Genomic DNA, 23,502 nt, shown 5'->3' on the forward strand with positions numbered 1-23,502 from the left:
ATGGATTCGCTTTTGTTTTCAATTGTACTTCCAACCTACAACTCTGCAAGCACACTTTCCCTTGCGTTAGAAAGCATACTTGATCAGGACTATCAAAATTACGAAGTACTGGTTATGGATGGTAATTCGGAAGATAATACCGTTCAGATTGCAAATGATTACAAGGATCCTCGTATCAAAATTATAAGCGAATGCGACGACGGTATTTACGATGCCATGAATAAGGGTGTGGCTCTGGCGAAAGGAGAGTGGTTATATTTTTTAGGTAGTGACGACCAGCTCTATTCGAATGATGTTCTCGGAAAGGTGGTATCAGCATGTCGCTCTGAACTGGAGGTTGTATATGGAAATGTATACAGTACCCGGTTCAATGGCTTGTATGACGGCTTGTTTGATGTGAATAAAATTTTAAAGCGAAATATCTGTCACCAGGCTATATTTATTAAGAGGTCGCTGTTTAACCGGATTGGTAATTTTAATATTCACTACAAGTCAAAAGCCGACTGGGACCATAATATGCGTTGGTTTCTTTCACCTGGCATTCATTATCTTTTTATTAACGAAGTAATTGCAAACTATGCAGACGGAGGCTTCAGTTCCATATCCACAGATGTGCCTTTTGAGAAAGATAAAATGTTGAATTACCTTCGCTATTCTAAAAACACGTTAGTCCTCCGCAAGAAACTTTATCTGATAAAATTAGAGTTAATAAAACATTTGAAAAATCGAAATTCAAAACAAATATTTCGGCTGATGTATTATATTCCAGACATTCTACTGAAAATCAGTAGGTAATCAGGTTCCAATCCCAATTACAATATTCAGATCAGTAGTGTTCCGTATCTCCATAATAGTTCCATGTTACAATCATGCACTGTTCCTCCGGCAGAGAATGGATTCAATTCTGAACCAAACTTTTAATAATTTTGAAATAATCTTGTTGGATGATTTTTCTACTGATGGAAGCTGGGAAATTTTAAAGGAATTTGAATATCACCCTAAAGTAAGTCATTGTATTCGGAATAAATCCAATTCTGGAAGTCCCTTTAGGCAATGGAAAAAAGGAATTGATTTAGCTCAAAATGAATGGATTTGGATAGCGGAGAGTGATGATTTCTCCGACTTAAATTTTTTAAAAAATATCCTAAAATTTATAAAAGATAAGGATGTGGGTTTTCTTTATTGTCAGTCAAATGATGTTGATTTTAATGGGAGAATAATCGAAAATAGAATTCATTGGACTGATGATTTTAAACCAAATATTTGGACTGATAATTGGGTAATTCCTGGTAAGTATTTCATTGAAAAATATTTATGTTACAAAAATGTCATACCTAATGCAAGTGCTTGTCTTTTTAGAAAATCTTTAGTAAAAAAGCAATTTTGGGACGTCATATTAAATTTCTCTTTTTGCGGTGATTGGTATTTGTGGATTCTTATTCTTAAGGATGTGAATATTGGCTTTTTAAGCTTAAGCAATAATTACTTTAGAAATCATTCATCAGTTTCAAGAAATCATAATGATTTATCAAAAAAAAGAAAGAGAATTTATGAAGAATATTTAATTTTAATATTTATTAAAAGTAATTTTCAATTAAATAATTCAACATTTTTATCATTGCAAAAGAAGTGGTTTTCTTTATTTAGTTTTTTAGATATATTTTCTAAAAATGAATTATTCAACTTAAACATTTATAAAAATAGATTTTTGTTGATTTTGAATTTCACGAAATTTAAGATAGGTAGGCTTGTTGGAAAATTCTCTCAAAATCGAAGTTAATTTATAAATTTTCATAATTTTTTGAAAAAATTAAATATTTGCTTTTCTTCACCTTCTAAGGAGGCATATTCAGAAACATTCGTGCGAAATCTGCGGAATAGTATTGATGGGAATATTCATTTTTGTTATGGGGGATTTATACCATTTCATTCTGAAGACTCGGAATTGCAAAACCATTACAATGCCCCCTTGATATTTAAAGGGTTAGAAAAATTAGGCTATTTAAAGTGGTCCTTGGCCGAAAGAAATCTTATAAAATACTTAAAGAGGAAAAATATTGATTTAATTCTTGCTAATTATGGTCAGTCGGGAGCGGAAATGACTAAAGTGGCAAAAGAATTAGGAATACCAATGATAGTACATTTTCATGGTTATGATGCCAGTGTCAACGAAGTTATTCAAAAATACAAGGTCAAATATGTTTCCATGTTTGAATATGCAAGTGCCATCATAGTTGTTTCTGAAGAAATGAAAATTAATATTATTGGATTGGGGTGCATTCCTGATAAAATTCACTTGATCAGATATTCACCTGTGGAAAGATTTTTTGAAATTTCACCTGACTATAATTCAAATCAAGTCCTGGCAATAGGACGATTTGTGGAAAAAAAAGCTCCATACCTTTCCTTACTCGCTATGAAGGAAGTAGAAAAGATAAGACCGGATATTAAAATTAAATTTATTGGTGACGGGCCCTTATTGAATATTTGTAAAGATATTGCTGAAGGCTTGAATCTAAAATGTGTTGATTTTGCGGGTGTTTTAAGCCCTAATGAAATTGCTTTTGAAATGGGAATATCCTTTTGCTTTATCCAGCATAGTAAAACAGCATCAAATGGAAATAGAGAAGGAACTCCAGTTGCTATTCTAGAAGCGATGGCTTCAGGTATCCCTATTGTAAGTACATTCCATGCAGGTATTCCAGATATAATTCAAAATGGAATCAATGGTTATTTAGTTAAAGAAGGAGATATTGAAGGAATGGCAAAAGCCATAATCAAATTATATGATGATAGGGACCTAGCAAAGAGAATGGGTGAAGAAAACAAGAAATTTATTTTCAAATACCATTCTCAGGTACTTTACAAGGAAACTTGGAATAAATTGATAAATAAAATAATAATCAAAAACTGAAATGCCAATCTTTCACCACAATTTTTGAATGAAACAAGTTTCAGTAATTATTCCTGTATTTAACAACCAAAAAACCCTTGAAAGAGCTATATTTTCGGTGCTTAATGACCCATTGGTATCAGAGGTTATAATAGTTGATGACGGTTCAACAGATGGATCTTATACCTTATCTCAAGAACTTGCTGAAAAATTTCCAGCAGTGTGTTTACTCGCACATCGAAACCGAGAAAACAAGGGAGCGGCAGCATCACGTAATCTAGCCTTGACAAAAGCTAAATCTAACTGGATTCAATTTTTGGATGCTGACGATGAGCTGATTAATGGAAAGCTTGAAGGACAGATCAACTTGGTGTCTTCTGAGATAGCATTTGTAGTCGGTAACAGTGTTCATGTCTTCCCCGACGGGAGAGGACATAACAGGACATCTGATAAATATATTTGGAAAGGATTAATTCGAAGTAAATTGGGGGACACTTGTTCCAATCTTTGGAATAAGAAATACCTTTTGATGGTTGGTGGTTGGAATGAAAATCTAAGCAGCAGCCAAGAGTATGAATTGATGTTCAGGTTAGTAACTAGGCAACCTAATATAGTTTATGATAGGCGATATCTTACTTTAATCCATAAAACTGAAAATTCCATCAGCACAGATCCAAATAAAAAAATGCAAAGGATTAGTAATTGGCTTGATTTGAGGAATAGAATAAGAAGACACTTAATTGAAAATGGCCAATTCCATCTATACAATAAATGTTATTGGTCTGGAGCAGTTGGGATTTTTTGCGATCAAAATCAAATGGATTTCCCAATTACTGTAAATAAAGTGATGTACAAAATGTACAAAATTGAAATCTCAATAAAGAAGAATATTTATAATCTATTTAAGTTGAATGAATGATTAGAAATTATTTGAAAGATAGCCTTCTCCATATTCAATATTGGTTTTTTAAGGAATGTGTAAGGGTAATCAACCGGAAAGAATCTCTAAGAAGGACGCTGAAATACTATCTGCCTTACATGAAAACTAACATGGATTATTCTAAATCTCCCTTGATTTTGGGAATACCTTGGATAACCTTTGAGGCAATTGATTACCTAAAGGAATTAATCAAGCCCGAAATGAAAGTCTTTGAATTTGGAAGTGGTGGCTCTACAAAATTTTTTGTAACTAGGGTAAAAGAAATTCACAGCGTTGAACATGATGAACTTTGGTATAACCTTGTTGAAAAAGAAATAGGAGGTTTTCAAAATCTCAATTTGAGCTTGATAAAAGGAGAAGATAAACCAATCACCACAGCAGGTATTATCTCAGATGAAGACAATGATTTATTAGATTACTGGAAATATTCTAACTCCATTTCTGATTTTGAAGATCAATATTTTGATTTAATCCTGATAGATGGGAAGGCAAGGAATGCTTGCATAAAAAATTCAATCCCAAAATTAAAGAATGGAGGTTATTTAGTAGTTGACAATTCTCATAGAAAATCCTATTCTTATACCATATCATCGATTAGTAACTGGCAACTTTTCAGAAGTTTTGGTCCATCAGTGAATTCCAAACGATTCACACAAACCTCATTTTTTCAAAAGGCTGAGCATGGAATATAAACATCTATTAATTTCACGACTCAATGTCTTCTACAAAACGAAAATGGCAGGTAGAGGATTTGACCCTGATACATGGTTATTGGAAAGAGTGGGGATTTTTAAAAAGTTCTGTTTTCCGTCAATCCTCAACCAATCTAATAAAGATTTCTCTTGGTTTTTTTATATCGATTCTGAAACTCCTTTAAAAGTCAGAAATGATTTGGAAAAAACTTTTGAACCATATCCTTTTATTAAGTTGATATCCCATCACTACGAGAGTTTTAATATTACCAAATACCTTCAATGTGATATTCAACAATATTTGGGATCAGACTTTAAATACCTGATATCCAGTAGGGTAGATACAGATGATATGCTTCATAAGCACTTTATAAAGAATGTTCAAATACGATTTAATGATCAGAAATATGAAGCCATTAATTTTAATAAAGGATTGGTCTACCATATTCCTACAGGTGTTTCTTCAATAATGGTGCATCGATATAACGCTTTTTTATCTCTTATTGAAAAAAGAACTGGGGATGGTTTTAAAACTGTATTTTACAAACAACATACTGAATATAGAACTGACTCCTACAAGGTCGATATAAAAATTAAACAATCCATGTGGTGTGTATCTATTCATGGAATGAATGACAGCACAGGTTTTTATGGAAGGGTGATTAAGTTTAATAAGCCTGATTTTAAGCGGAATTTTGGCTTTCGATATCAAAAATTTCCATCTTTTGTAGAGGTTTTAAAATTTACAATTAGGTCTTATTCAAGAACATTAAAAAAAGTAGGAAATAAATTTTTAATGTATTTTAATTAAATATGTCACGAAGTATAAATTCCCAATTATTTTATTTTAAATGAAATTGAAACATAAAATAAATATTTTTTTATACAATCGAATATTGGATGCATTGAATTTTAATTCGTCTGTTGCAAAAGTTATAATAGGAAATAAATTTATCCGGAGAGACATTGTTTTCGATTTTGACAGAACCTTCGATTCGAATTTCCCTAAAAACAAGGAGTTTAAATTTATTCAAATAGGCGGGAATGACGGAGTAAGTTTTGATACCCTTTATTCTAAAGTAACAACAAGGAATTCAACCGGATTGATTTTGGAGCCGTCACCGAGATACTTTGAGAAACTAAAGTCAAACTATAAGCACTTCAAACCAATTCAATTGCTTCCCTACGCCGTCTTCGAGAAAGCCGGAACTTTGGAGCTATTTGAATTAAATGATATCGGGTTGAAGAACCATCCAGCATGGGCGGCGGGCATTGGGTCAGTGGATATCAACCATCTGACCAATTTAAATGTAAAATTAGATGAGATTGATAGGGTTGAGGTTGAAGGAATAAGATTCGATGATTTGTTAGCATCCCATCCGGAATTTTTGAGTGTAGATTATTTGCAATTAGGTACGGAAGGTTATGATTACCAGATTCTCAAAACCATAGATTTTCAAAAATTCAGTGCGAAAATGATAAAATTTGAATTTAAAAATCTATCCACAGATCAACAGAATGGCGCAATTTCTATTTTCAAGGATGATTATTTTTTATTCAGAGATGATTTGGATTTGGTATGTTTAAGTAAGAATTTAAAAATTAAATGTCGGATTTAAAGATCCTTATTATCCCTTCCTGGTACCCGACTCCTAATCAACCTTTGAAAGGATCATTTTTTCAGGAACAAGCACAATTTCTTCAGGGTAAAGAAGGGCTTAATTTGCAAGTACTTTTTGGGGAAAAGAAATCGTATCCTTTGCTCCGTTGGATTTGGGTTTTTATTCAATCTTGGTTGAAACCCGCTTGGCCGATTTCTACAGACAAAGTCCAACAAGGTCCAACAGCTTATGGGTTTGATTTTCCCGCAAACAGAAGAATTCCAGATAAACTGCAGATCAAATTGGAACAGCGGCTTTTTAAAAAAGCCTACCGTAGTCTAATTGGCTCAGGTTGGGAACCGGACTTGATTCATGCGCAAAGTGGTATGGATGCAGGCATTTACGCCCACCATATTAGTCAAAAGGCGAAAGTTCCGTTTGTGATATTGGAGCATCAGGTTTTTGTTTTTCACTACTATTCTAAAATGCGTTCTACCTTGATTATGGATGCATTTCAATCGGCTCAAAAAACTGCCGCGGTGAGTTGGGATGAGCGCCGGCAAGTGATGATGCATCAGCCTCAATGCAACCCTAAGGTGATCTGGAATTTGGTCGATGAAGATCAATATGTGATTGATTTAACTAAAAGAAGCAAGGAATTCACGGTCATTACACTTCTTAATTCACTTCCGACCAAAGGTTCAGAAGATTTTATGAAGGCCATGGCAATTGTGCTTCAATCTGATCCGGAGATCCGCTTTATCATGATTGGAAAAGGCGCGAATAGAAAATCACCTAACCCTCAGGAAAATCTGTTTGTTAGAAAAAGCAAAGAACTGAAAATTTTTGAAAATGGGGAATTTATTCCTTTTGTACCGAGAGATCAAATTTCTGATGTCTTTAACCAAGCCCATTTGTTTGTTTCACCTAGTATTCAAGAACCTCATGGAATTGCTGTAAGGGAAGCAATGATGTGTGGTTTGCCAATAGTCAGTTCCGCCAATGGGGGAGTAGAAGACAGTGTTAATTCCGAAACAGGATTGGTGGTTCCTGTAAAACGACCTAAAGAAATGGCTGCTGCCATTATCAATGTGAAAAAGAATTATTCAAATTATCACCCAGAACTGATTAGGGAATTGGCCATCAGTCAATGTGGTAAAAAGGCTTTTTTAAAATCTATGTTGGAATTCTACCAATTCGAAAATTAGCAAGGTGAAAGAAAAGCCTAAGTTAAGTGTCTGTATGATTGCCTATAATGTTGAAAAATACATTGGTGAGGCGATTGAGGGGGTGTTGAATCAAACGGCTGATTTTGAAATTGAATTGGTGATTTCCAATGATAACTCCCAAGACAAAACAGAGAAAGTTGTAGAAAAATGTATCCAGGAACATGTGAATGGTCATTGGATAAGATATAAGAGACAGGAAAAGAATTTAGGCTCTACACTGAACTACCTTTGGGTGTTGGAACATTGTCAGGGAGATTATATTGCAATCTGTGATGGAGATGATTATTGGACTGATTCACTTAAACTTCAAAAGCAGATCAATTTTTTGGAAAACACCAAGGAATTTATTGGCTCATTTCATAACCGGCATAAATGTGATGAAAAAGGAAATAGTCTTTCTACATCAATTCAGGAAAAGGAAAAAAGAAATTGGGATTTTGATGGATTAGTTTCGATTATGCCCGAAATTCCTTCAGCTTCCGTGGTATTTCGGAAGCCTTCAAACTTTGCCTTACCAAAGGAATTTAAGAAAGTGGTTATCAACGGGGATACCTTTCTATGGGTCTATGTTTTACAATTTGGGAATTTTTATTATGATGCGAGGATAGGTCCTTCAGTTTATAGGATTCACGCGCGCGGTCTATGGTCAACACAAAGTAGCTTTAAGAAATCAGAATTATCCTATAGCACCTATCTATTGTTGGATTCAGCTTTTCCGAATAGAAAAAGTGTCAAACTACAGCTTTTTCAAATCCGCTTTCATCTTTTCTATTATGCCCTAAAGGGAAAAAAATGGGGCAAATCATTAGGCTATTACTTTTCTAATTTAATGGGTTTGGTTACCTATCCTTCAGGGATAAAGGTCTTTCTTGAATTTCATAAATCACTCCTTTTCAAATAACAAATAGAGTGACTATTTCAATTGTAATTCCATATTACAACGATTTTGAGAGATTAATCCGTTTATTAGAGTCTTTGGAGGACCAATTATTAGACAAGAAAAATTGGGAAGCAGTTGTGGTTAACAATGACCCTGAAATACCATTGGTTTTGCCAAATGATTTTTCGCTAGGCTACCCGCTGCAATTACATGAAGAGAAAAGACCTGGTTCCTATGCGGCAAGGAATAAGGGTATTGCTGAAGCCAGAGGAAAAATTATTGCATTTACAGATTCTGATTGCCTACCCGACAAGGACTGGTTAAAAAATGCCTGGGAAATATTCGCCCAAGATTTAAAAAAAGAAATGGGTATTTTGACTGGGCCAATTCCTTTGTTTTTTAAAGACCCAAAGTGTTTGACTGATGCTGAGGTTTATGAAAAATATACGGGATTCACAACGGAAGCCTATGCCAAAGAAGGAAATGCCATCACAGCCAATTGGTTTTCTTATAAATCGGTTTTGGAGGAATTTGGATGTTTTAATGAAAAACTGAAATCTAACGGGGATTCCGAACTGTCCGGTAAAATTAGTCAAAAATATGAAATCGTTTACCGCGAAAACATCCTGGTCTGGCATCCTGCAAGGTACTACACTGAGGAATTGGTCAATAAATATCAAAGACTCTTAGGAGGTGCCTATACCAGAAGGTTTAAAGGAAAGAAAGCAGCATTCCGTAGGTTCTTTCTAGATTTCGTTGTGAGGCGTTACCGATTTGCCATAAAAAAATTATTTACTATCTCACCGAAAGAATCAATGGCCATCCTAAGGGTATGTCATTCCGTAAACAAAGGAGCTGTCCAAGAATATTTTAATTTGGTCAACGGAGGAGAGACGAAAAGGTAAAATATGAGATTGCTACAAGCCCTAAAAACAAATTTTTATAATTATTATACGCGGAAACACAGCCTGATCCCTAAACCCAAATTTGAAGAGATGCCTGTTCCCGAAATAGGATACAAATACTTGGAAAACGGGAAATTGCTATCCTCTAGAGAACAGCTATTAGCACTTCTTCCTCAAAACGGAGTAGTAGCTGAATTGGGAGTTAATCAAGGGGATTTCAGTAGGATGATTTTAGATGTCAATCTTCCTGATACATTACATCTTGTAGATGTTTGGCAAAGCGAGCGATATCCCAAAAAGCTTTTTTATGAAGTAAGCCAGAAATTCCAAACAGAAATTAAAAAAGGAAAAGTAGTGATCAATAAGGGTTTATCCACTGATGTAGTGGATCAATTTCCAGATCGGTATTTCGATTGGATTTATATTGATACGGTCCATACCTACAAGACAACCAAGCTAGAACTTGAGCAGTATAAAAATAAAATAAAAGAGGGAGGAATCATTGCCGGGCACGATTTTATTGTGGGGGAAATCGAAGTACCTTGGAAGTATGGAGTGATAGAAGCAGTGTATGAATTTTGTGTAGAGCATGATTGGGAAATACTTTACCTAACTATGGAAAGGAGCATTTCTCCTAGTTTTGCCATTAGACAAATTTCATGAGTGTGAAACCGCTGGTTTCCATTATTATCCCAGTATATAATAAAGCCTCATTCGTACGGGAATCGTTAGATTCGGCGTTGAAACAGACTTATCCTCACATTGAAATAATTACTGTAAATGACGGAAGCACTGATGATTCTTTGAGAATTTTGAAGGAATATGCCGTACGATTTCCTGATCGGATCAAACTGATTGGCTCGGAAAACCGAGGTGTATCTGCAGCTACCAATTTGGGAATTAAAGCGGCCAAAGGGGAGTACATCCAATTTCTGGATGCAGATGATATTCTTTCCCGCGATAAAATTGAGCGGCAGCTTAATTTGCTTCAAGGCTATGGTTATGAAGTGATGGCCTCCTGTGAGTGGAAAAACTTTAAAAAATCGATCGAAGAAACTAGTTTGGTCCCATACAATATTTTTAGGGATTTTGATTCTGGGTTAGCCGCTCTATTACGTTTTTGGAATCATCAGGAAATGATGGCTATCTCATCTTGGTTAACGCACAGGCATCTTATAGAAAAAGCTGGTCCTTGGGATGAGTCTTTGGTTATCAATCAGGACGGAGAGTTTTTTTGCAGGGTTTTGGCTCATGCAGGTGAAGTGGTGTATGAACCAGTAGGAAAAGTATTTTACAGACAACCCGGTCAGGAAAATGTCAGTCAGCAAAGGTCAGCCAAAGCTGCTCGCTCTTTGCTGGACTCATATATTAGTTATGAGAAGATTGTTTTGGCCGTTGAAGACTCGCACCGGGTGCGAATGGCACTAAAAAAGGTTTATCTGAAATTCTTGTATGACACTTTCCCTGAATACCCACTCTTATTGTCAGAAGCAAAAAACAGGATACAGCTACTTGGAGTAAAGCAACGAGTACTCATTGGTGGCCCAAAATTCCAGTTTATGTCCAAGTATCTGGGATTTGAAATAGCATTAAAACTTAAGCGCTTGATCAATTAATTTTAAATCAATCTCTGTTTGTTTTCCATTGTCATTCCACTCTTTAATAAAAAGAAATTTTTTTGCAGGGCGCTGGATTCTGTTTTTGAACAGCGTTTCAAAGAATTTGAAGTGATTGTGGTGGATGATGGATCCACAGATGGAGGAGGAGATTTGGTAGAGGAGCAGTATAAGGAAAGGGTAAAGTTGATTCGGCAGGATAATCAAGGGGTTTCCCTGGCAAGAAATAAGGGAATCCAAGTGGCAAAATTTGCCTATATCGCTTTTTTGGATGCAGACGACTACTGGCACCCTGATTATTTGGGATTTGTCGCAATGGTGATTGAAGAAAATCCTAATGTTGGGATTATTGGTTGTCATTATGATTCTTTTCAATTGGAAAAGAAGCCCAGGCTTACCTATTTCAGGCTGGAAAATTATTTTAAAGAGGCCGTTCACAACACAAGGTTCTTCACTTCAGCAACCTGTGTCAAAAAAGAATTTTTCGAAAATCAACCTGGTTTTGATTCAAATTTAAAACTGGGCGAAGATATAGATGTTTGGTTGAGGGCATCTTTATTTTTTGGAGATGGGATTTATATCGAAAATACCCTGGTGTATTATAGCCAGGAGGATTCATTGCGTGCAACTGGTAAATTCTATCCTTTAGATCAGACGCTGATTCCAAAAGTGTTGAACAAAAATTATTATATGAATTCAATAGCTGATTCCACTTGTTCACCAAAGACATTTATTAAGTTTCAGAGCAAATGGGTCTATTTGAATTTGTATCAGCATTATCTCAGCAATGATACTCGAATTGAGGAAGTTCTTTCCCGAATTCCAAGGAGGTATTTTTTAATTCATTTAATTTATTCTATGCCTGTTAGGGTTTTAAAGGCTGTTTTTTCCAGCAATCGCTTATCTACCTTATTTAGAATCTACATGAAGTTTTGTTTTCGGTACGTCTATTCCTGATATGAAGGTTATCAGGGTAGTATCTGAACTGGATTTTGGCGGAGTGGAACAAGTGCTTGCCAATTCTGTTCCCGAAATCGCAGGGAACAAAGAGATGGATATTTCCATTATCGTGTTGGGCAAAGGAGGGAAGGTAGCGCAGGAATTAATTCAGCAGGGGATAAAAGTCAACGTTTTGAATCAAAACCCACGTATTCCCAATATGGGTTTAATTTTGAAGCTTAAGCAGATTTTCCTTGAGTCCAATCCTGAGGTGGTACATAGTCAGGGGGCTGAAGCAAATTTTCACGGAATTCTGGCGGCTAGCTGGGCAGGAACTAAACGAATTGTAGGTGAGGAGATAGGCATTCCTAACCACCATTCTTATTGGAAATATATTTTTAAATGGGTGTATTCAAAAGCCCATGTCATAATTGGCATTTCGGAGGCTGTAAAATCTGCGATGGTTGGAATGGGAGAAGTTCACGAAGAAAAGGTGCAGGTCGTTTATAATCCAGTGAGCGAGGTAAAAAGAGACCGTTTGGAAGCTCCAAAGAATGAAAATGCAATGCATCCGACAGTATATGTAACGACGGGAAGGCTTGTTAAAATAAAGAATCTGGATACCCTATTAAAGGTATTCTCTAAATTGGTTAATGATAATCCTCAAAAATTGGTTGAACTATGGATTGTTGGAGATGGTCCTGAGAGGCAGCATTTAGAACAATTGGCATTTGATTTGGAAATAAACGACAAGGTTAAATTTTTTGGCTTCCAGGAGGATGTATATAGCGTTCTGAAGCAGGCAGATTATTTTGTGTTACCCTCGTTTAGCGAGGGGTCTTCGGTATCCTTGGTGGAGGCGATGGTTTCCGGTTTACCTTCCATTGTCACAGAAGTCGGTGGTGCCCCTGAAATTCTGGGTAGCAGTCAATCCGGTGTTTTGATTAATCCACGCAAATCCAGTTCTATTTTAGATGCCATGAACTATTTTCTGAATTTTTCTGAATCGGAAAAGATTGAGCTGGGGCAACGGGCAAAAATCGAGGCCCAAAGATTTTCAGTACAAAGCTACCTCAATCACCTTCTTCAAATTTACCAGTTTCCGGGTTGAGAAAGATTCGGGTACTACATTGCCTGGAAACCATTGCGTCCGGAGGGGTTGAACAGACCTTGCTTACCTTAATAAAAGGCTTAGATAAAAATAGGTTTGACCATAAAATTATTTGTACATGGCAAGGAGGACCAGTTGCAGAAGCTTTAAATAGTGAAGAGGTAGAAGTGATCGCTATAGGCTCATTTAAGTCTCCATTCGAGTTCAGAAAACTACGTAAAGTCGTCCAGATAGTTAAAAAATACAAACCAGATATTATTCACGGAGCCGTATTTGAGGGAATGACCATGGCTACCGTAGGTGGTTTTTTCGGGAAGGATCCGGTGATTATTTTAGAAGAGACATCTGATCCACAAAACCGGTCAGGAAAGGCAAATTGGCTCTTGCGGCAATACGCCAAATTTGCAGATGCATTTCAAGCGATTTCCCATGATGTGGGAGAATACCTAAAGAACGTCACAAAAATAGATCTCAATTTAGTTTATGTGATTCCCAATGGATTACCCATGCCTTCATTCGTTAGTGAAGAAGTGCTCCGAAAGACCAGGTTTTCGCTTTCCCTTGCGCCAGACGATGTAATCATTGGTTTTGTTGGAAGGCTATATGATGATCACAAACGAGTATCGGATTTAATAGATGCCATCTATCTTCTCAATATACCAAATGTAAAATTGCTAATTGTAGGAGAAGGAAAAGACAGGGAAGTATTGGAAAAACAAGTCGAAAATTTAAATCTTGAAAAAACGGTGGTTTTTTTAGGCTACCATTCTAAACCCGATTTATTTTATCAATTAATGGATATTTTTTGTATTCCTTCGAGTCGAGAAGGCTTTGGATTGGTAGCAGTAGAGGCGATGTTACATAAATTACCCGTAATTGCCACGGCAGTAGGGGGGTTAAAAGATATTGTGATTGATGGTAAAACCGGTTATTTGGTGAAACCCAAATCACATAAGGATCTCGCAGATAAGATTGATGAGTTAGTCCAAGATTCACATCTCAGGGTAACCTTTGGAGAAGCTGGTTATGTCAGGGCAAAAGAAAAATTCACAGCAGATCGCTATTGCCTGGAAGTTGAAAATCTGTATATCACCCTTTTAAAAAAGAAAGGCTTTCTGCATTAGGATCATATTATTGAAAATCCCTTCCGGGATTTTGATTTATTTTAAGGTATTTTGTTAGACATCATTTTAATAGTAGCTGGATTGATTGCCTTGGTGAATTCAAATTCCACGATGGCGAGAAAGTTTCGATTGCCCTATAAGTATGAAGTCCACCTCCATTATTTGTTGTTTTACCATCTTTTCTTCAGTGTTTTTTTTACCTGGTATATTTTGAATTTTGGGGGGGATTCCCAAGGGTATTGGCGATTGGGAATGCAGCAGGTCTTGGTTAGAGACCCCAACTGGATGAAATATTTTGGTACAAGTACTACTTTTATTTTGTGGTTATGTTATGTCCCAGCCAAAGTGATTGGGCTTAATTACATTACTGGAAATATATTATTCGGGTTTTTAGGCTTTATAGGTATCAGGTATATTTTTGTGATGGTAGCGGAATACTTTCCAACCAACCACAAAGTGCTCAATATCCCTTTGTTTCCATATGTTTTTTATTTTTTGAACCTCCATTTCTGGACCGCAGGGGTAGGAAAGGATGCGATCTGTTTTTGGGGTATTGCCTGGTTTCTCTTTGCCTTGCAAAAATACCAGTCTCGTTGGTGGGAAGCATTAATCGCCTTGTTTTTTGTATATATGGCAAGACCTCATATGGGGCAGGCCTTGATTGGCGGTGCCGCAATAGCCATTTTGCTTGGTAGTCACATGAGAATTCAATATAAGGTGGTGTTAGGGTTGATTGCTGCAGCAGGGACATTTTATCTATTAGGAAGTACAGCTGAATTTTTGAAAGTAGAAAAGTTGAGTCTGGAAAGTCTGACTGAAATGAGTGTGACAACGGCCCGGAATCTAAGCAGGGGTAATGTGGGATCAGCAGTGGATATATCCTCCTATTCCTTACCAATGAAGGCGTTTACCTATTTGTTTAGGCCTTTATTTTTGGATGCACACAACTTTGTGGCCTTATTCAGTTCTGTTGAAAATGCCCTTTACCTCTGGTTAAGCCTATTTATCTACCAAAATTGGAAACCTGAGGCCATCCGAGACATGCCGCTGTTTTTGAAGGCAGGAATTATTACGTTTATTCCGGTAACCCTCGCCTTTATGAATGCCTTAAGTAACCTGGGGGTCGTGATGCGCATGAAAAACATGACCATGATCTACTTTATGTTATTTTGCTTTTACCTGATTGTATACAACAAAAAGCAACGCTATCTGCGGGCCATGGACAGAAAGCGGTTTTTCGAGCGCAGGCAGGCAATTATTGAGCAGAAAAAGGCACTGTCCCAAAATGATTGAGGTGTCTCTATGAAAAAAATCCTTTTCCTTCCCAAATATCCCAGGAAAGGGGCCAGCAGCCGCTTAAGAACCTATCAATTTTTGCCCCTATGGGACGCCGCCGGAGTAAAGGTTACGGTCTCCCCATTTTTTACTTCTGCTTATCTCGATGCTATCTATTCCAATAAAAGACCGCCATACCTGCATGTCCTAGCTTGCTACTGGCGCAGGTTTAAAGTCTTGATGACAGCCGGAAGCTACGACCTGGTTTGTATCGAAAAGGAATTGTTTCCCTACCTTCCGGCCTTTCCCGAATGGCTGCTTTCCAGGCTTAAAGGGTATTGGGTGGATTATGATGATGCGGTATTTCACAATTACGACTTGGGGAAATACGGGCTAGCCTCTCGCCTGATACCAAAAAAAATTGACCGGGTAATGAAATGGGCTGCTGTCGTCACTGCAGGCAATGACTACCTGATGCAGCGGGCCCGGTTTGCCGGTGCGAAAAAGGTAATCCGGATTCCTACCGTGATTGATCCGAGACGTTATCAAACGAAAGAACATCGGGAAACCGCTGCCGTCACCATCGGCTGGATTGGTTCTCCCAGCACGCTTAAATACCTGGATGCCCTGCTCCCGGTATTGGAAAGTCTGAGCCAGGAATTGGATATAACCTTGCTCCTTATTAATGGGAGAAAACGACCTGCCTATAGCGGAAAACTACAAACCATCCCCTGGACCGAGGAAGGAGAAGCCCAGGCCTTGCTGCAAATGGATATCGGCATCATGCCCTTGCCGGACAATCCCTGGGAAAGGGGCAAATGTTCCTACAAGCTTATCCAATACATGGCCTGCGGACTGCCCGTGGTGGCCTCTCCGGTGGGAATGAATAAAGAGGTGGTGAGGCATGGCGTGAATGGCTTCCTGGCCCAAACCGATGCCGAATGGGTCGCTGCGCTTAGCCAATTGATTCAGGACTGGACACTTAGAAAGGCCTTTGGGGAAATGGGGCACCAACTGGTCATGGAAAAGTATACCCTGCAACAGAATTTTGAAAAAATGCAGCATCTGCTGAAAACCCTTGAAAGTGAAAGGCCTGAAAATGCTTGAAACATTGCCTGGCTATAGCTTAGAAAACCAGTCGGAGTCAGGCCGCTCTTTTCTATGAATATCCTTTTTATCTCCTGGGATTCCGATCAGACCAACTACCTGGAAAACCTGTTTATCCCCATTTTCGATGGAATACAGAAAAAAACAAGCTACCGTTTTCAAATCATGCAGTTTTCCTGGGCGGCACCACAAGAGGTGGAACGCCTCCGCCTGCTGGCTGAAAAAGCAGGCATTGGCTATTTTCATTTTTCGGTCTCACACCGGCCCAATGCCGCCCTGGGCTCCCTTTGGACGCTGATGCGTGGCAGTAGGGAAATCAAAAAACACCTTGAAAAAAACGAAATAGCCTGCCTGATGCCCCGGTCCACGCTGCCTGCCTGGATGGTGTTGAGACTGGGAGCCTGGCTAAAAAAGCGTTCCATTTCCGTCGTATTTGACGCGGATGGTTTTCCGATTCAGGAGCGGGTAGATTTTGCAGGACTAAACCCCAACGGTTTTTACCATCGCTGGCTCCGGCAGGTGGAGCGGCGGATGGTTCAGAACGCCCAGCGCGTCCTGACCCGCTCTGAAAAAGCAATCGTTGTCCACCAGGAGCGTACGGGTATTCGGCAGGTGGAAAAATTTTATCCGGTGATCAACGGTCGGGATCCGGAAATCTTTAAGCCGGATGCTGCAGGGCGAACCGCCATTCGTAATGAATTGGGAATTTCGGAAAGCACCTGCCTATGGTTGTACTCGGGCAGTTTGGGGCCACAATACCTGGTCCCCGAAATGCTTCAGCTCTTTTGGCTCGCTTATCAAAAAAATCCCGATAGCCGGTTTTTATTTTTGGTACGCAACAAGGATTTCCTGAAGGACAAGATTCCGGAACCCCTTAAGAAACGGGTTATGGTAAAAACGGTTCCCTTCGAATGCATTCCGGACTATTATGCGGCAGCAGATTTGGGCATCAGCCTGCGAAAAGCAGCTCCCAGCCTGTCAGGCCTGGCACCTATCAAAATCGGCGAATACTTACTCGCTGGTTTGCCGGTATTGCTTTCGCCTGGGATAGGCGATCTTTCCGATCAGTTGGCAACAGAGCCGGCCTGTTTTGTTTACCGGGCAAATCCCGGGGAATTCACCGATTGGCTGGAAAGCACTAGAAAACTGGCAAAAGCAGATATTCGAAAATTAGGAGAACGGTATTTTGGTCTGGAGCAAAGCGTAGCGGGCTATATCCGGGCACTGGAAAAGGTGTAGAGTTAATGAGCCCAAAGGATTTTTTCTTTATATTTCTACTCATAGGCCTGGTTTACCGTTGGATTGGCATTCGATCAAAGAACAAGCATTATACACGGCGGCAAAGGGCTTTTCTCTATGCCCTGTGGGTGTATCACCTGGGAATGGGGTACCTGTTTTACCGCTACCTACTCCACCACGGGGGGGACAGCCTGCGGTACTGGAACCTGCAAAGCATCCCGGTTGGAGAAGCAGATAGCTGGATGGCCCACTGGGGGGTTGGCACGGCATTTATTCAATGGGTTAATTTCCCCTTTTCCCATTGGCTGGGGCTGCATTTTCTGACGGGAACGGTGGGCTATGCGACGCTCTCCTTTTTCGGGTTTGTGCCCCTGTTGGAGTGGATGGGAAAGCGGCTGCAGCCTTTGGATGCTTCCCCGGTTATCATCGGAGGCTTCCTGTTGGTGTTTTTGCCCAATGTTCATTTCTGGACGGCTGGTGTTGGCAAGGAGGCGTTTCTATGGCTAGGCCTGGTACTAGTCATGGTGGGAACGCAAAATTTCCCCGCAGGATGGGGCTATTTGCTTTTGGGATTGTTACTTTCATTAATGGTCCGACCGATTCAAGGGCTTATATTGACCCTGTCGGTGGCAGGTATACTTCCCTTTCTACCGAGCCTTCGAAATTACCGAAGGTGGGTCATTCCCCTGGGGGCAGCCTTGATCGTTGGGATATTGGGCTACCGGTGGATCTTGGGTTCGCTGGAATATGGCTTTCACTTCGGATGGATAGGGGAGCTGCTGGATTGGCAACACCGCTACCTCGATTCCTTTGGCGGGAATAGCCGCCTGCCCATGGCCGATTATTCATTTCCTGAAAAATTAGCCGCCGTTTTTTTCAGACCCTATCCCTGGGAAGCGGAGGGTTTTTGGCCCTTGGCAGCTTCCCTGGAAAACAGCCTTTTTTTCCTCCTGTTAGTAGCCGGAAGCCTGGCACTACTTAAAAGAGGAATGAAGCGCAGCATTCCGTATTCCTATCGCATAGTCTTTTCCTATGGAATTTTACTTTCAATATTATTTGCCCTGGCTCTTAATAACCTGGGGGTAATCATGCGAATGAAAAGTATCTACACGGTTTTTATGAGTTGTTTTTTTTACGAGTGCATGACCCAAGGTAAATCCAGGCTCCGATGAATAAAGGCGGCTTTATCATATCCCTGGATTTCGAACTCCATTGGGGCCGGTTTGATAAAACGCCTTTGAAGGGTAACGAGGCTTATTACCACAAGGCGAGGGAGGTTGTTCCAAAATTGCTGGCGTTGTTTGCGGACTACAAGCTGGAAGTTACCTGGGCGACGGTGGGCATGTTGATGGCCGAGAACTTGGAGGAATGGGAATGGTTTAGTCCGGCGCTCAAGCCAGGGTTCAGCAGTCCGGAGTATTCGGCCTATGACTGGCTTAAGAATACCCGGGCAGACCACCACTGTCTGTTTGCTCCGGATCTGGTCCGGGAAATTATCCGGACACCCGGCCAAGAGCTGGGAAGTCATACCTTTGCCCATTACTATACCCGGGTACCCGGTCAACTGGCGGGGGAGTTTCGGGCTGATTTGCTTGCCGCCCGACACATTGCAGAAGAAAAATTCGGTACTGCACTTCGTTCCCTGGTCTTTCCCCGCAACCAGTACCATACGGAAGCCTTGCAGATTGCCGGAGCACTTGACTTTTGTGCGGTACGAACCAATCCCGGCGATTGGTTTTGGCAAGATCCGGAAAAGGAAGGTTGGTTTAAAAATGGAATCCGGGCCGCAGATTCCCTTTGGCCTCTTGGCAGTCGGACCTCCTTTCAGCCAGCTAATCCGAGTCCCGGATTTCCCAGTTTGGTTCCGGCATCTCGCTTTTTCAGGCCCTATCAGCAGCGGCTCTCCTGGCTAAACCGACTGAAAATCAACCGGGTAAAAGCAGAAATGGAAACGGCTGCCCAGAAGGGAGAAGTGTACCATCTATGGTGGCACCCACACAACCACGGCCAATATCCCGAGCAAAGCCTTCAGGAAGTAAAAATCATTCTGGATCATTTTTTAAGATGTCGGGAGTTGTATGGCATGCAGAGCTATTCCATTAGCGGTTATGCCGAAGATCAGCTTCCTCCTGGACGGGATTGATCCCGGCCCCTTCCTTCTGTCCCTTAGATTCCTACCTTTCCCCGAATCCTTCCCGGGAAATACCTTCCCCAAAAACGTACCGTAATTTCCAATAGCGGGCGAAACGCTATTTTCCATTCCCGTTTACGCATGCAGGCACGGGGTTGAAAGGCACTCCTTTGCCAGGCAGCGGCCAATCTACCGCAGGCTACCTAACTTTAGCTGCATAAAAAAACCTGAATAGTTGTCGGCTTGGTGTTTATGTGTTTATTTTGCCTTTGCTTAAATTAACTTCACCAATGAACCTGTCAGATTTTAAAAATAGCATCCAAATGGATACCCCTCCATCGGGTTTATCTGTATATTTGCAATCGCTGTGGTTGGATAAGAAGGGAGATTGGGACCGTGCCCACGGATTGATTGATTCCCTGGGGGGCGAAGATGCCGCCTCACTACATGCCTATTTGCATCGCAAGGAAGGAGACCTTTCCAATGCCGGTTATTGGTACCGTCGGGCGGGGAAAAATCCTGCTTCCAACAGCCTGGAGGAAGAATGGGAGCAATTGGCCCGTTATTTTTTAACCCAATAATAAAGGTAACCTATTTTACCTTTCGAACTGAAATTTTTGGTTCCCGCAAGGGGTCCAATTCCCGGGCGTTTTTGATTAACTAGATACATTATTCGTTTCAACATAAAAGAGACATGAAGGTAGCATTGATAGCCCATGATGGGAAAAAAGCAGATATGGTTCATTTCCTTAGCGGGTCCCGAAAAGAACTAGAAGGTGTTATTCTGGTGGCTACGGGTACCACCGGAACTCATATCGAAAAAGCGGGGTTTGAGGTGGAGAAATTGTTATCCGGGCCATTGGGCGGGGATGCTCAAATTGGGGCCATGGTGGCGCAGAAGGAACTGGACATGGTGATCTTTTTCAGAGACCCGCTGGGCAAACATCCCCATGAACCGGATGTGCAAATGCTGATGCGGATCTGTGATGTGCATAATGTGCCTCTTGCCACCAATTTGGCAGCAGCCGAATTGATGTTCCAACATTTGAAATAAGAAAAACGACTCAAACAACTACATGCTAGACCAACCTATATCCATTAAGAAAATTGGCGTACTTACTTCTGGCGGTGATGCGCCGGGAATGAATGCGGCCATTCGTGCCGTGGTCCGTGCCGGTTTTTATTATAAGCTGGAGGTTTTCGGAATATACCGGGGATACGAAGGAATGATCCATAACGATATCCGAAAGCTCGACAGCCATTCGATCGCCCATGTACTGGAAAGGGGCGGAACCTTCCTGAAATCTGCCAGAAGTGAGGAGTTTAAAACTGCCGAAGGTAGGAAAAAGGCCTATGAAAATCTAAAAAGTCATGGAATCGATGCCCTGGTGGTGATCGGGGGAGACGGTTCGCTGACCGGTGCACACCTGTTTTACAAAGAATTTGGCATACCGGCGGTAGGTTTGCCGGGAACCATTGATAACGACCTCTTTGGTACGGACCTTACCATTGGGTTCGACACGGCCTGCAATACGGCCATTGAAGCCATCGATAAAATCCGTGATACGGCCACTTCCCATGATCGACTGTTTTTTGTGGAAGTAATGGGTCGGGATGCAGGCTTTATTGCGATTAATGCGGGTATCGGAAGTGCTGCCGCTGCCATTCTGATCCCGGAGAAAAAATTTCCGGTTGAAAAATTGATCGACCGCCTCAAATTCAGGGAAAAAGCTAAAAAAGAAAGTAATGTGGTGATCGTTGCCGAAGGTGGTAAAAGTGGCGGGGCCCAGGAAATATCGCTGAAAGTAAAAAAAATCCTTCCCAGTTACGATATCAAGGTGACCATATTGGGCCATTTGCAGCGGGGAGGAGCCCCCTCTTCCTTTGATCGCATCCTGGCCAGTAAATTGGGAGTATCGGCAGTGGAAGGCCTGCTCCATGGTAAGTACGATGTGATGGTAGGAATCATCAATAACAAAATCGTGTTTACGCCCATCAAACGGGCCATCGTCGATGATAAAAAAGTAGACGAGGAGGATTTGCGGATTGCCGGGATCCTATCTACTTGATCGGATAGTAATTGCCATTTTGATAAGTTAGCAAGCCCCAAAACCCCGGGTCGGATCTCTTCCTTCCCGGTCAACTTGGTTTTGGATTTTTTTAGGGGGGATTCTCGTTAATTTCTCATTAATATTTTGCGTATATTCAAATAGGGGGTATTTTCATTGTCTTTTGCCTATAAAAAATTTCCATTTACTACTATTTTTGGACATATTGTAGTTTGATTGTCAATTATCTTTTTTCCAATACCTAAAACAAACCTATTTAATAACATGAAGAAAAACATTGAACGCCTTCAACAAAACTACCTGGACCAAGCGCGGGAAAAGGTCACCCATGCCAAAGCTCCGGCCTCTTTGGCGCAGGATTCCGAAAACGGGCGAAGGTCCTTTTTTAAAAAAGCAGCATTGGGAGGATTGAGCCTGGGGGGCATGATGATGCTTCCTACGGAGGACACCATAGCCCATACCACTTCTAAGGTCAATCGCCTTTCCAATCCCTCCGATTTGAAAATTACCGATATGCGCATTGCTCAATATGGTAATGTTCCGATATTGAAGATTTACACCAATCAAGGAATTCATGGGCTGGGAGATGTCCGGGATGGGGCAGACAAGCGCTATGCCCTGATGCTGAAAAGCAGAATTCTGGGTGAGAATCCCTGTAATGTGGAACGGATTTTTAAGCGGATTGAACAATTTGGATGGCATGGCCGGCAAGGCGGTGGTGTATCCGGGGTGGAAATGGCCCTTTGGGACCTGGCAGGTAAGGCCTATGGCGTACCGCTGTATCAGTTGATGGGAGGAAAATTCCGGGATAAAGTCCGGATCTATGTGGATACCCCCACCGTAAGCGATCCGGATGAATTTGCCAATAAAATGCAGGAACGGGTGGACATGGGCTTTACCATGCTGAAAATGGATATCGGCATTGGCTTGATCAAGGATGAAAAGGATACCCTGACCAATAAATCCCCCTGGGGACAGTTGCGGGGCTGGTCGGATCAGGATGTGATGAGTTATACCCAAACCCCCCATCAGTTTACCCATGTGCAGATTACCCAGAAAGGACTGGAAAGGATGGTAGAATATGCCGCAAAGGCAAGGGAAAAGGTAGGCTATGAAATCCCGCTGGCCATTGACCATTTTGGGCATATGGGGTACAATGAGATGATCAAACTGGCAGAGGCTTTTGAGCCCTATAACATCGCCTGGCTGGAAGACCTTATTCCCTGGCAAAATACCGAACAATGGAAAAGGATCACCGAAGCGATCACCACGCCTACCCTGACCGGAGAAGATACCTATCACAAAAAGAATTTCAAGGACCTGATTGAAACCCGGGCCGTGGACCTGGTTCACCCCGATCCTGGCAGCGCAGGAGGCTACCTGCAAACCAAAAAAATTGGAGATTATGCGGAGGAATATGGAATCGGCATGGCCCTGCATCATGCTGCCTCTCCCATTACTTTTATGGGTACCATCCATGCGGCCGCCGCTACCTATAATTTCATAGGCCTGGAGCACCATTCGGTGGATAATCCCTGGTGGGAAGATCTGGTAACCGGAATTGATAAACCCTTTGTAAAAGATGGGTATGTGGAAGTTCCGGAATCGCCCGGAATAGGGCTGGAACTGAATGAAGACGAGGTGAAGAAACGACTTCGGGAAGGAGAGCAGTTTTTTGCCCCTACCGATGACTGGAACGAAATTCGATCCTGGGACCGAACCTGGAGTTGAGTTCTCAAGAAACCCCTGGA

The 23,502-nt window shown here is 40.8% G+C and carries 24 protein-coding genes; all 24 read left to right on the plus strand.

The annotated features are described in order from the left end of the window. Nucleotides 1–12 precede the first annotated feature (12 nt). Complete coding sequence (locus GJQ68_RS11430) at nucleotides 13–795, plus strand: glycosyltransferase family 2 protein (RefSeq protein WP_162417426.1); 783 nt, start codon at nucleotides 13–15, stop codon at nucleotides 793–795. Between the two features lie 37 nt (nucleotides 796–832). Then, nucleotides 833–1,780, plus strand: a complete 948-nt coding sequence (locus tag GJQ68_RS11435) for a glycosyltransferase family 2 protein (protein ID WP_162417427.1) — start codon at nucleotides 833–835, stop codon at nucleotides 1,778–1,780. 21 nt (nucleotides 1,781–1,801) lie between these two features. Next, nucleotides 1,802–2,914, plus strand: coding sequence for a glycosyltransferase (locus tag GJQ68_RS11440; protein ID WP_162417428.1), 1,113 nt, complete (start codon nucleotides 1,802–1,804; stop codon nucleotides 2,912–2,914). Between the two features lie 28 nt (nucleotides 2,915–2,942). Next, nucleotides 2,943–3,812, plus strand: coding sequence for a glycosyltransferase family 2 protein (locus GJQ68_RS11445; RefSeq protein WP_162417429.1), 870 nt, complete (start codon nucleotides 2,943–2,945; stop codon nucleotides 3,810–3,812). A 119-nt stretch (nucleotides 3,813–3,931) separates the two neighbouring features. Further along, the gene (locus tag GJQ68_RS11450; protein WP_162417430.1) at nucleotides 3,932–4,525 is read left to right on the plus strand and encodes a class I SAM-dependent methyltransferase; all 594 of its coding nucleotides are present in this window, start codon (nucleotides 3,932–3,934) and stop codon (nucleotides 4,523–4,525) included. A 43-nt stretch (nucleotides 4,526–4,568) separates the two neighbouring features. Then, nucleotides 4,569–5,336, plus strand: coding sequence for a glycosyltransferase (locus GJQ68_RS11455; RefSeq protein WP_202927924.1), 768 nt, complete (start codon nucleotides 4,569–4,571; stop codon nucleotides 5,334–5,336). 85 nt (nucleotides 5,337–5,421) lie between these two features. After that, nucleotides 5,422–6,144: an FkbM family methyltransferase gene (locus GJQ68_RS11460; RefSeq protein WP_162417432.1), complete on the plus strand. Its 723-nt coding sequence runs from the start codon at nucleotides 5,422–5,424 to the stop codon at nucleotides 6,142–6,144. 44 nt (nucleotides 6,145–6,188) lie between these two features. Next, nucleotides 6,189–7,334, plus strand: a complete 1,146-nt coding sequence (locus tag GJQ68_RS11465; RefSeq protein ID WP_162417433.1) for a glycosyltransferase — start codon at nucleotides 6,189–6,191, stop codon at nucleotides 7,332–7,334. 4 nt (nucleotides 7,335–7,338) lie between these two features. Continuing rightward, nucleotides 7,339–8,256, plus strand: coding sequence for a glycosyltransferase family 2 protein (locus tag GJQ68_RS11470; RefSeq protein ID WP_162417434.1), 918 nt, complete (start codon nucleotides 7,339–7,341; stop codon nucleotides 8,254–8,256). 8 nt (nucleotides 8,257–8,264) lie between these two features. Beyond that, nucleotides 8,265–9,140, plus strand: coding sequence for a glycosyltransferase family 2 protein (locus tag GJQ68_RS11475; RefSeq protein ID WP_162417435.1), 876 nt, complete (start codon nucleotides 8,265–8,267; stop codon nucleotides 9,138–9,140). A 3-nt stretch (nucleotides 9,141–9,143) separates the two neighbouring features. Further along, the gene (locus GJQ68_RS11480; protein ID WP_162417436.1) at nucleotides 9,144–9,803 is read left to right on the plus strand and encodes a class I SAM-dependent methyltransferase; all 660 of its coding nucleotides are present in this window, start codon (nucleotides 9,144–9,146) and stop codon (nucleotides 9,801–9,803) included. After that, complete coding sequence (locus tag GJQ68_RS11485; protein WP_162417437.1) at nucleotides 9,800–10,756, plus strand: glycosyltransferase family 2 protein; 957 nt, start codon at nucleotides 9,800–9,802, stop codon at nucleotides 10,754–10,756. Before GJQ68_RS11480 ends, GJQ68_RS11485 begins: the two co-directional genes overlap by 4 nt. An 18-nt stretch (nucleotides 10,757–10,774) precedes the next feature. Next, on the plus strand, nucleotides 10,775–11,713 hold the full coding sequence (locus tag GJQ68_RS11490) for a glycosyltransferase family A protein (RefSeq protein ID WP_162417438.1): 939 nt from the start codon (nucleotides 10,775–10,777) through the stop codon (nucleotides 11,711–11,713). A gap of 1 nt (nucleotide 11,714) precedes the next feature. After that, complete coding sequence (locus tag GJQ68_RS11495; RefSeq protein ID WP_162417439.1) at nucleotides 11,715–12,806, plus strand: glycosyltransferase; 1,092 nt, start codon at nucleotides 11,715–11,717, stop codon at nucleotides 12,804–12,806. Continuing rightward, nucleotides 12,803–13,930: a glycosyltransferase gene (locus GJQ68_RS11500; RefSeq protein WP_162417440.1), complete on the plus strand. Its 1,128-nt coding sequence runs from the start codon at nucleotides 12,803–12,805 to the stop codon at nucleotides 13,928–13,930. The genes GJQ68_RS11495 and GJQ68_RS11500 overlap by 4 nt, the downstream gene beginning before the upstream one ends. 111 nt (nucleotides 13,931–14,041) lie before the next feature. Beyond that, nucleotides 14,042–15,223: a hypothetical protein gene (locus tag GJQ68_RS11505; RefSeq protein WP_162417441.1), complete on the plus strand. Its 1,182-nt coding sequence runs from the start codon at nucleotides 14,042–14,044 to the stop codon at nucleotides 15,221–15,223. 9 nt (nucleotides 15,224–15,232) lie between these two features. Then, nucleotides 15,233–16,312 (plus strand): glycosyltransferase family 4 protein, encoded by a 1,080-nt coding sequence (locus tag GJQ68_RS11510; protein WP_162417442.1) that lies wholly within the window; start codon nucleotides 15,233–15,235, stop codon nucleotides 16,310–16,312. Nucleotides 16,313–16,366: 54 nt separating this feature from the next. After that, nucleotides 16,367–17,551 (plus strand): glycosyltransferase family protein, encoded by a 1,185-nt coding sequence (locus GJQ68_RS11515; RefSeq protein ID WP_162417443.1) that lies wholly within the window; start codon nucleotides 16,367–16,369, stop codon nucleotides 17,549–17,551. Between the two features lie 5 nt (nucleotides 17,552–17,556). Continuing rightward, nucleotides 17,557–18,723: a hypothetical protein gene (locus GJQ68_RS11520; protein WP_162417444.1), complete on the plus strand. Its 1,167-nt coding sequence runs from the start codon at nucleotides 17,557–17,559 to the stop codon at nucleotides 18,721–18,723. Then, on the plus strand, nucleotides 18,720–19,694 hold the full coding sequence (locus tag GJQ68_RS11525; protein WP_162417445.1) for a polysaccharide deacetylase family protein: 975 nt from the start codon (nucleotides 18,720–18,722) through the stop codon (nucleotides 19,692–19,694). Before GJQ68_RS11520 ends, GJQ68_RS11525 begins: the two co-directional genes overlap by 4 nt. Nucleotides 19,695–19,972: 278 nt before the next feature. Beyond that, the gene (locus GJQ68_RS11530; RefSeq protein WP_162417446.1) at nucleotides 19,973–20,263 is read left to right on the plus strand and encodes a hypothetical protein; all 291 of its coding nucleotides are present in this window, start codon (nucleotides 19,973–19,975) and stop codon (nucleotides 20,261–20,263) included. Nucleotides 20,264–20,376: 113 nt separating this feature from the next. Beyond that, entirely contained in the window at nucleotides 20,377–20,736 is a 360-nt protein-coding gene (locus GJQ68_RS11535; RefSeq protein ID WP_162340663.1) for a methylglyoxal synthase, read from the plus strand. A gap of 22 nt (nucleotides 20,737–20,758) precedes the next feature. Then, nucleotides 20,759–21,751 carry a 6-phosphofructokinase gene (gene pfkA / locus GJQ68_RS11540; protein ID WP_162417447.1) on the plus strand — a complete coding sequence of 331 codons (993 nt, stop codon included), beginning with the start codon at nucleotides 20,759–20,761 and terminating at the stop codon, nucleotides 21,749–21,751. 264 nt (nucleotides 21,752–22,015) lie between these two features. Then, complete coding sequence (locus GJQ68_RS11545) at nucleotides 22,016–23,482, plus strand: mandelate racemase/muconate lactonizing enzyme family protein (protein ID WP_162417448.1); 1,467 nt, start codon at nucleotides 22,016–22,018, stop codon at nucleotides 23,480–23,482. The last annotated feature ends 20 nt before the right edge of the window (nucleotides 23,483–23,502 follow it).

The organism is Cyclobacterium roseum (assembly GCF_010119225.1).
GTDB lineage: Bacteria > Bacteroidota > Bacteroidia > Cytophagales > Cyclobacteriaceae > Cyclobacterium > Cyclobacterium roseum.

Bases quoted from the DNA above. Each gene is read 5' to 3' on its own strand.
- GJQ68_RS11445 (WP_162417429.1), top strand. From the start codon at position 2,943: ATGAAACAAGTTTCAGTAATTATTCCTGTATTTAACAACCAAAAAACC.
- GJQ68_RS11450 (WP_162417430.1), top strand. From the start codon at position 3,932: ATGAAAACTAACATGGATTATTCTAAATCTCCCTTGATTTTGGGAATA.
- GJQ68_RS11455 (WP_202927924.1), top strand. From the start codon at position 4,569: ATGGCAGGTAGAGGATTTGACCCTGATACATGGTTATTGGAAAGAGTG.
- GJQ68_RS11480 (WP_162417436.1), top strand. From the start codon at position 9,144: ATGAGATTGCTACAAGCCCTAAAAACAAATTTTTATAATTATTATACG.
- GJQ68_RS11485 (WP_162417437.1), top strand. From the start codon at position 9,800: ATGAGTGTGAAACCGCTGGTTTCCATTATTATCCCAGTATATAATAAA.
- GJQ68_RS11495 (WP_162417439.1), top strand. From the start codon at position 11,715: ATGAAGGTTATCAGGGTAGTATCTGAACTGGATTTTGGCGGAGTGGAA.
- GJQ68_RS11505 (WP_162417441.1), top strand. From the start codon at position 14,042: ATGGCGAGAAAGTTTCGATTGCCCTATAAGTATGAAGTCCACCTCCAT.
- GJQ68_RS11510 (WP_162417442.1), top strand. From the start codon at position 15,233: ATGAAAAAAATCCTTTTCCTTCCCAAATATCCCAGGAAAGGGGCCAGC.
- GJQ68_RS11515 (WP_162417443.1), top strand. From the start codon at position 16,367: ATGAATATCCTTTTTATCTCCTGGGATTCCGATCAGACCAACTACCTG.
- GJQ68_RS11520 (WP_162417444.1), top strand. From the start codon at position 17,557: ATGAGCCCAAAGGATTTTTTCTTTATATTTCTACTCATAGGCCTGGTT.
- GJQ68_RS11525 (WP_162417445.1), top strand. From the start codon at position 18,720: ATGAATAAAGGCGGCTTTATCATATCCCTGGATTTCGAACTCCATTGG.
- GJQ68_RS11530 (WP_162417446.1), top strand. From the start codon at position 19,973: ATGAACCTGTCAGATTTTAAAAATAGCATCCAAATGGATACCCCTCCA.
- GJQ68_RS11535 (WP_162340663.1), top strand. From the start codon at position 20,377: ATGAAGGTAGCATTGATAGCCCATGATGGGAAAAAAGCAGATATGGTT.
- pfkA (WP_162417447.1), top strand. From the start codon at position 20,759: ATGCTAGACCAACCTATATCCATTAAGAAAATTGGCGTACTTACTTCT.
- GJQ68_RS11545 (WP_162417448.1), top strand. From the start codon at position 22,016: ATGAAGAAAAACATTGAACGCCTTCAACAAAACTACCTGGACCAAGCG.